This window comes from Brevundimonas sp., assembly GCF_035561115.1.
Classification (GTDB): Bacteria; Pseudomonadota; Alphaproteobacteria; order Caulobacterales; family Caulobacteraceae; genus Brevundimonas.
Window position 1 is genome coordinate 1 of record NZ_DATMYH010000015.1, and the last position, 5,704, is coordinate 5,704.

Genomic DNA, 5,704 nt, shown 5'->3' on the forward strand with positions numbered 1-5,704 from the left:
GCAAAAAACCATGAGGAGCGGTAAGGTTTCCGCGGGCGATGAAGATATTTTGGCGTTGCCTTCCGGGGGTCAGGCGTTAGCTTCCGCGTCATGCGGACGGGGCCGGATCGGGCAGACGGGACGTGAACGCCGGCGATTCATCCGGCGGGGCGCCCGGGCTTGCTGCCTTTATCGAGGCGGCGATTCCTTCAGTGTGGGCTCTCGAAGCCCTGCTCGTCCTCAAGCGCGACCCCGACATCGCATGGACGGCGGAAGGCCTCGTCGCCGAAATGCGCGCCAGCGCCACGCTGGTCAAGGACTGCCTGACGGTGCTCTGTCGGGCGGGTCTTGTGATGGAGCGGGAGGACGGCTTCCGTTACGCGCCCGCGTCTCCGGCGCTGGCGGTTCTGTCGGACGCATTGCAGGATGCCTATCGGGAACGGCCGGTGTCGCTCGTCAACATGATCACTTCGCGCAGGTCAGACCCGCTGAAGGGATTTGCGGATTCATTCCGGCTGGGGGGATGGAAGCCATGAGCCACTGGGGCCCATCGCTCGTTTACGGCCTGTGTCTTCTGACCAGTGCGATCTGCGCCGGCCTGCTGGTCCGGAGCTACCGGCGATCCCGCCAGCCCTTGCTGCTGTGGAGCGCGGCCTGTTTCACCCTTCTTGCCGTGAACAACCTGCTGGTCTGTCTCGACATGCTGGTGCTGCGCGAGATCGACCTCGGGGCGCCGCGCCTGGCGGCGTCCGTGCTGGCGGTGGGCGTGCTGCTGTATGGTTTCATCTGGGAGGTCGATCGATGAGCCCCGTCGTCATGATGACCGGGGCGGTGATCACGGGCAACGCCATCGCCGCCCTGTTCTTTCTCAAATTCTGGCGCCGGACCGGCGACCGCCTGTTCCTCGCCTTCGCCGCGGCCTTCCTGCTGATGGGGCTTGTGCCGCTGCTGACGGCCGTCCGGGATGTGCCGAGGGAGGAGCAGAGCGCCTTCTACCTGATCCGGCTGGCAGCCTTCCTGATCATCATCTGGGCCATCGCCGCCAAGTCGCGGGACTCATCGACGCATTGAGACGCCGCTTCGGATGGACTCAGGGGCGGCGCGGCTTCAGCGTCGGCACATGAGCGAATCGCGCCGAGAAACGCCGGAGGACGATCGTCCCGGCTTCTACGAATTCTTCGCCGGCGGCGGCATGGTCCGGGCGGGGCTGGGCGACGGCTGGCGATGCCTGTTCGCCAACGACATCGACGCCGGCAAGGGTCAGGCCTATCGCGCCAACTGGGGCGACGGGGACTTCCATCTCGGCGATATCGGCGCGGTGCTCGCAAACGGCCTGCCCGGTGCGGCCGATCTGATGTGGGGCTCGTTCCCCTGCCAGGACCTGTCGCTGGCGGGCGTGGGGGCCGGCCTTGGCGGACAGCGGTCGGGGACCTTCCACGCCTTCTGGGACGTAGCGCGGGGGCTGGCGGCCGACGGACGGGCGCCGGCGATCGTCGCGGTCGAGAATGTGTGCGGCACGCTGACGTCGCGGGGCGGACGGGATTTCGAGGTGGTCTGCCGGACCTATGTCGAGGCCGGCTATCGCTGGGGCGCCCTCGTCATCAACGCGGACCGGTTCCTGCCCCAGTCGCGGCCACGGCTTTTCGTGATCGGCATCCGGGGCGACCTGCCGCCGCCGCCGGGACTGACGGCGCCGGGCGCCCTCGAACCCTTCCATCCGGCCGCCCTACGTCGCGCCGTCGATCGCCTGCCCGAGGCTGTGCGCGTCCGGATGGTCTGGTGGCGGCTGCCCGAGCCGGATGCGCGGCCGGCGGATCTGGCGGCGTTGATCGAGGACGACCCGGTTGATGCGATCTGGAGTCCGCCCGAACGGACGGCCCGACTGCTGGCTCTGATGTCGCCGGTCCATCTGGCCAAGGTGGAGCAGGCCCGGCGCGCCGGGGGACGACGGGTCGGGGCCCTCTACCGGCGGACGCGTCAGACCGCCGACGGCGTCAGGCTGCAGCGGGCCGAGGTGCGGTTCGACCTCGCGGGCTGCCTGCGCACCCCGGCGGGCGGGTCCAGCCGCCAGACGGTTCTGGTCGTCGACCGGGGAGACGTGCGCTCGCGGCTGATGTCGGCCCGCGAGACGGCGCGGCTGATGGGGCTGGAGGACAGCTACAGGCTGCCGGCGTCCAGCAGCGCGGCCTACCGGCTGACGGGAGACGGCGTGGCCGTGCCGGTCGTGCGGCATCTGGCGGAATGGCTGTTCGAGCCGATCCTGGAGGCCTCCGCCGGCGCGCGCCGCGCAGCCTGATCCACGCCCCGGGGGCCTCTTGCCAAAGCCGCACAGCGGCGCATCATGCGGCGCAGGGGTCTGGGGAGATCATCGTGAAATATCTTGCACTAAGCCTTGTGGTTCTGGCGGCGGGGGCGGCCGCGCCGGCCGCGGCCGAGGACTGGCATCCGTTCTCGCGCAGCCAGGCCAACGTCTTCATGGCCGACATCGACAGTATCGCGGCCAACGGCGACATCACCACGGTCCGCGTCGCGACCGCGCCGAGGACCGGATCGCCGGGCGACTACAGCCATTCGGTCGAGACCTATGAAATCCAGTGCGCCACCGGCAAATGGCGCACGGCCGGAGTGGTCGAATACGGCCCCGACGGCGCAGAGGCGGACCGCTATCCGGAAGAGGGCGCGGCCTGGGAGGACGTCCGTCCGAACACCTCGCCCGACTTTCTGAACAACATCGTCTGCAAGGGCTCGCGCGCCCAGCCGCCGGTCTGGCCCAGCATCAAGGCCTTCGTCGACGCCGGACGGACCGCGGCCTAGGCGTCGACGGCCGCGTCGAGGGCGTTGGCCTGGATGAACTCGCGGCGCGGCTCGACCACGTCGCCCATCAGCTTGGCGAACAGGTCCGACGCGTCCTCCTGATGCTCGACCTGCACCTTCAGCAGGGTGCGGGCGTTGACGTCCAGCGTGGTCTCCCACAGCTGTTCCGGGTTCATCTCGCCCAGACCCTTGTAGCGCTGGATGGCGAGGCCCTTCTTGCCCGCGTCCAGCACCGCCTCGAGCAGGTCGAGCGGACCGCGGATGGTCACGGCCTTGTCCTTGCGGCGGAAGATGGCCGGCTTGTCGAACAGACCCTCGAAGGCGATCGAGCGTTCGGCCAGACGACGGGCGTCGAGCGAGCGGATCAGGGCTTCTTCCAGCACGATGCGTTCGGTCACGGCGCGGCGCACGCGTTCGAAGGCCACGGCCCCCTGGGCGCCCGGCGCGCCGGTCCAGTCGCCGTCGCCCTCCTCGGCGTAGAGGTTCAGGCGGGTGGCGGCCTTCGACGGATCGGCGGCGTCCTCGTCGAACAGGCCGGCCAGGGCCGACTGTTCGATGGCGAAGACGGGGGCGCGTTGCGACAGGCGGTCGACGCCGGCCTTGAAGGCCTTGGCCTCGCGCACCAGCGCCTGCAGGTCGAGACCGACGCGGCGCTCGCCGTTGGGCAGGTCCAGCTCGGCCTCGGACGACCCTTCCTCGATCAGGTAGGAGTCCATCTCGGACTGGTCCTTGAGGTAGCGCGACTGCTTGCCCTTGGACACTTTGTAGAGCGGCGGCTGGGCGATGTAGACGTGGCCGCGCTCGATCAGCTCGGGCATCTGGCGGTAGAAGAAGGTCAGCAGCAGGGTCCGGATGTGGGCGCCGTCGACGTCGGCGTCGGCCATCAGGATGATCTTGTGATAGCGCAGCTTGTCGGCGTTGAAGTCGTCGCGGCCGATGCCGGTGCCGAGCGCCAGGATCAGGGTGCCGATCAGCTCCGACGACAGCATCCGATCGAAGCGGGCGCGCTCGACATTGAGGATCTTGCCGCGCAGGGGCAGGACGGCCTGGTTCTCGCGGTTGCGGGCCTGTTTGGCCGAGCCGCCGGCGGAATCGCCCTCGACGATGAACAGTTCGGACTTGGCCGGATCGCGTTCCTGACAGTCGGCCAGCTTGCCGGGCAGGGACGAGATTTCCATGGCCGACTTGCGCCGGGTCAGGTCGCGGGCCTTGCGCGCGGCCTCGCGGGCGGCGGCGGCCTCGATGATCTTGGCGACCACGGCCTTGGCCTCGACCGGATGTTCCTCGAACCAGGTCGACAGGCCCTCGGAGCACAGGCCCTCGACGGCGGGGCGAACCTCGGACGAGACCAGCTTGTCCTTGGTCTGCGACGAGAATTTCGGGTCCGGCACCTTCACCGACAGGACGCAGGTCAGGCCTTCGCGGGCGTCCTCGCCCGAGACCGAGACCTTCTCCTTCTTGGCCGCCCCGGCGGCGTCGATATAGCCGCCCATGACGCGGGTCAGGCTGGCGCGGAAGGCCGACAGGTGGGTGCCCCCATCCCGCTGGGGGATGTTGTTGGTGAAGCACAGCATGGTCTCGTGGTAGCTGTCGTTCCACCAGAGGGCGAGATCGATCTCGATCCCCTCCTTCTTGCCGCGGATGACGATGACGTCCTTGAGGATGGGCGTCTTGGACTTGTCCAGGTGGCGCACGAAGGCCTCGACCCCGCCCTCGTAGTGCAGGATTTCCTCGAACGGCTCGGCCCCGCGGTGGTCCTGCAGCTTGATGACCACGCCCGAGTTGAGGAAGGCCAGCTCGCGCAGCCGGTGCTCCAGCGTCTTCAGGTCGAAGTCGATGTGGGCGAAGGTGGTGACCGAGGGGTAGAAGGTGACCTCGGTGCCCGAGAGGACGTTTCCGTTGTCGCGCAGGGGCGCGTCGCCGGTGACGCGCAGGCTCTCGACCGTGTCGCCGCGTTCGAAGCGCATCTCGTGGCGTTTGCCGTTGCGGTAGATGACCAGTTTGAGCCAGTCCGACAGTGCGTTGACGACCGAGACGCCGACGCCGTGCAGGCCGCCCGAGACCTTGTAGGAATTCTGGTCGAATTTACCGCCGGCGTGCAGCTGGGTCATGATGACCTCGGCCGCCGAGACGCCCTCGCCCTCGTGGATGTCGGTGGGGATGCCGCGGCCGTTGTCGGTCACGGTGACCGAGCCGTCGGCGTTGAGGATCACCTGGACCAGGTCGGCGTGGCCGGCCAGGGCCTCGTCGATGGCGTTGTCGACCACCTCATAGACCATGTGGTGCAGGCCCGAGCCGTCGTCGGTGTCGCCGATATACATGCCGGGCCGTTTGCGAACCGCGTCCAGTCCCTTGAGGACCTTGATGGAATCGGCGCCGTAGGCGGCCTCTTCCGCGGTGTCTTCGTTGCGCCCAAGATCGGCGGGTGGCGGGGTCTGATCGGTCATATATTCGGTCGGTGAAACGCCCTCTCGGAGGGCTTCGGAAGGCGGCGGTTCGGCCGCCTTGAACGGACGGTTTTCAGGACGCGAATCCGATCCGCGTCGAGGCCCGCAACATATAGGGATTCAGGGCGGAATTGCGAGGAAAAGCGGCGCTGGAAAAGGCGTCGCACCGTGCTGTCTCCTCCCTGTTCGCGGAGCGAAGGGGGAGGGGGACCGCGAAGCGGTGGAGGGGTATCGACCGCGCGCGAATCTGGCGCCCCTCCACCCCTTCAGGTCCCCCTCCCCATCGGCTTCGCCGACAGGGAGGAGACGGGGACCCGAGGCTTAATCCTCCGCCGCGAACCCGCCGTCCGCCACCCGCACGAACTGAGCCCGGCCGCGCAGGGGCGCGAACAGCTCCGCCTCGGTGCCGGTCATGAAGGCCTGCAGGCCGAGGGCCTCGATCTCGTCGAACAGGGCGGCGCGGC

6 protein-coding genes are annotated in these 5,704 nt (G+C 68.5%); 5 read left to right on the forward strand and 1 reads right to left on the reverse strand.

Annotated features, from left to right (window positions below; all coding sequences use genetic code 11):
• The first annotated feature begins 122 nt into the window (after positions 1 to 122).
• The 5 genes from VN378_RS01620 to VN378_RS01640 all read left to right on the forward strand — a co-directional run bounded on the left by VN378_RS01620 (position 123) and on the right by VN378_RS01640 (position 2,793).
• Complete coding sequence (locus tag VN378_RS01620) at positions 123 to 515, forward strand: hypothetical protein (protein WP_325740344.1); 393 nt, start codon at positions 123 to 125, stop codon at positions 513 to 515.
• Positions 512 to 784: a DUF5985 family protein gene (locus VN378_RS01625; protein WP_325740346.1), complete on the forward strand. Its 273-nt coding sequence runs from the start codon at positions 512 to 514 to the stop codon at positions 782 to 784. Before VN378_RS01620 ends, VN378_RS01625 begins: the two co-directional genes overlap by 4 nt.
• Positions 781 to 1,050 carry a DUF5985 family protein gene (locus tag VN378_RS01630; RefSeq protein WP_325740348.1) on the forward strand — a complete coding sequence of 90 codons (270 nt, stop codon included), beginning with the start codon at positions 781 to 783 and terminating at the stop codon, positions 1,048 to 1,050. Before VN378_RS01625 ends, VN378_RS01630 begins: the two co-directional genes overlap by 4 nt.
• 49 nt (positions 1,051 to 1,099) lie before the next feature.
• Positions 1,100 to 2,275: a DNA cytosine methyltransferase gene (locus VN378_RS01635; RefSeq protein ID WP_325740350.1), complete on the forward strand. Its 1,176-nt coding sequence runs from the start codon at positions 1,100 to 1,102 to the stop codon at positions 2,273 to 2,275.
• A 74-nt stretch (positions 2,276 to 2,349) separates the two neighbouring features.
• Complete coding sequence (locus tag VN378_RS01640) at positions 2,350 to 2,793, forward strand: surface-adhesin E family protein (RefSeq protein ID WP_325740352.1); 444 nt, start codon at positions 2,350 to 2,352, stop codon at positions 2,791 to 2,793.
• Here the strand turns inward: VN378_RS01640 and gyrB are convergent.
• A complete protein-coding gene (gene gyrB / locus VN378_RS01645) occupies positions 2,790 to 5,240 on the reverse strand; it encodes a DNA topoisomerase (ATP-hydrolyzing) subunit B (RefSeq protein WP_325740354.1) in 2,451 nt (816 codons plus the stop codon). The two genes, VN378_RS01640 and gyrB, sit on opposite strands and share 4 nt — an antisense overlap.
• Positions 5,241 to 5,704 lie beyond the last annotated feature (464 nt).